Annotated in this window: 3 protein-coding genes; all 3 read left to right on the plus strand. The window is 75.7% G+C overall.

From position 1 onward, the window contains the following. The coding region (locus tag AC1MIR_RS24300; RefSeq protein WP_480030755.1) for a hypothetical protein at positions 1-494 on the plus strand (494 nt) is incomplete at its 5' end. Continuing rightward, complete coding sequence (locus AC1MIR_RS24305; RefSeq protein ID WP_480030756.1) at positions 491-1,261, plus strand: SDR family NAD(P)-dependent oxidoreductase; 771 nt, start codon at positions 491-493, stop codon at positions 1,259-1,261. The genes AC1MIR_RS24300 and AC1MIR_RS24305, both read left to right, overlap by 4 nt. Positions 1,262-1,271: 10 nt before the next feature. Continuing rightward, the coding region (locus AC1MIR_RS24310; RefSeq protein ID WP_480030757.1) for a zinc-dependent alcohol dehydrogenase at positions 1,272-2,215 on the plus strand (944 nt) is incomplete at its 3' end.

Here is a 2,215-nt window from a genome sequence, read left to right on the forward strand (position 1 = left end):
GCGGGGGGGCTCCGCCGGCCCCCCCCACCTCCCCGCCCCCCTGCCCCCCCCGCGGGCCGGGGGGGGCGGGCCCCCAGATCCGCCTGCTGGCGGAGCGCGCGCGCCTCTGGAACGACCGGCATGGCCGGCTTGCGGCGCTGCTCGGCGCGATCCCCGGCCTGCGGCTGCCCCACCGCCCGCAGGAGGAGGAGTTCGTGCAGAGCTCCATCCAGTTCGCCGTCGCCGGCCTCGACGCAAAGGAGTTCGCCCGCTTCATCGCCGGCTGCCGGGCGCGCGGCGTCTATCTGAAATGGTTCGGCGCGCGCGAGCCGGAGGGCTACACCAGCGTCTCGGGCCAGTGGCGCTACCTTGCCGACCCGCACACGCCGCCGGCGACGGAAGCAGTGCTCGAGCGGCTCTGCGACATGCGCATCCCGCTGACGCTGACGGAAGCGGACTGCGACGCCATCGGCGGGATCGTCGCCGAGGAACTGACGGCGGCGCGCACGCCATGAACCGGCTCGCGACGCTGTTCTCGCTCGAAGGCCGCACCGCATTGGTGACGGGCGGCAATTCGGGCCTCGGCCTCGCCATCGCGCAGGCTCTCGGGCTGGCCGGTTCGCGGCTGGTGCTGTGCGCACGGCGCGCAGCGGAGCTGGACGAGGCGGCCCGGACCCTCGGCGCCGAGGGGATCGAGGCGACCGCCCTGCCCGCCGACCTCGCCGCGCCGGATGCGGCGGAGCATGTCGCGGAAGGCCTCGCCGCGCGCGGCCTCTCGCCCGACATCCTGGTCAACGCCGCGGGCGTGAACCTGCGCCAGCCCTTCGCGCAGGTCACCGCCGAGGCCTTCGACCTGCACATGGCGCTGCACCTGCGCGCGCCCTTCCTGCTGGTGCAGACGCTGGCGCCGGCGATGGCGGCGCGCGGCTGGGGGCGGATCGTCAACATCGCCTCGCTGCAGTCCTTCCGCGCCTTTCCGGACAGCGCGCCGTACGGCGCCGGCAAGGGCGGGATCACGCAGCTGACGCGCGCCATGGCGGAAGCCTGGTCGGGGCAGGGCATCACCTGCAACGCGATCGCGCCGGGCTTCTTCCCCACCCCGCTGACCGCCCCGGTCTTCGCCGATGCGGAACGCGCGGCGCGGCTGGCCGCGCAGACCTGCATCGGCCGTAACGGCCGGCTCGAGGATCTGCACGGCGCCGCGGTCTTCCTCGCTTCCGACGCCTCCGCCTACGTCACCGGCCAGGTGCTCGTGGTGGATGGCGGCTTCCTGGCCAAATGAGGGACCACCCGTGAAAGCGCTCGTCCAGACCGCGCCGAACACCCTGGTGTACCGAGACGAGCCCGATCCCGCCCCCGCTCCGGGCGAGGCGATCATACGCGTCGAGGCGGTCGGCATCTGCGGCTCCGACATGCACGCGATCCACGGGCATGATTCCCGCCGCCCGGTGCCGATCATCCTCGGGCATGAGGCGGCGGGGCGCGTGCTGGCGGGCCGGCTCGCGGGCAAGCGCGTCGCGGTGAACCCGCTCGTCGTGCCGGCGGACTGCCCCTTCGCGCGCGAGGGGCGGCCGCATCTCTCGCCGCGGCGGGAGATCCTCTCGATGCCGCCGCGTCCCGGCGCCTTCGCCGACATCGTGCGCGCGCCGGAGGAGAACCTGGTCGAGATTCCGGACGACATGCCGGCCGCGAAGGCGGCGCTCGCCGAGCCGGTCGCCGTCTCCTATCACGCGGTGCATCACGGCGCGCGACTGCTGGGACGGCCGCTGCCCGCTTCGCGCTGCGTCGTGCTGGGCGGCGGCGCGATCGGGCTCGCCGCCGCGCTGGTGCTGGTCCAGGCCGGCGCGGGCGAGGTGTGGCTGATCGAGCCGAACGCCGCCCGGCGCGAGACCGCGTCGCGCGCGGGCATCGCCCTGGCCCATGCGCCGGAAGCGGCGCCGGAGGACGGCTCCTGCGACCTTGTCCTGGATGCGGTCGGCGCGGCGGCGACGCGCGCGAGCGCGTGCCGCCTGGCGCGGCCGGGCGGCGTCATCGTCCATGCCGGCCTGCTCCCGGGAGCCGACGGGCTCGATGTGCGCCGCCTGACCCTGCAGGAGATCACCTTCACCGGCACCTATTGCTACACGCCGGAGGAGTTCCGCACGGTGGTCGGGCTTCTCGTCGCGGGGCCGGGGGCGCCCCCCGCCGGGGGGGGGGGGCCGGCGCCCGGGCCCGGCGCCCCCCCCCCCCCCCCCCC

The sequence above is a fragment of the Falsiroseomonas sp. RANM36 genome, assembly GCF_056682175.1.

What these genes read in the sequence shown, in the direction of transcription:
- AC1MIR_RS24305 (WP_480030756.1), top strand. Translation starts at nt 491, where the DNA reads ATGAACCGGCTCGCGACGCTGTTCTCGCTCGAAGGCCGCACCGCATTG.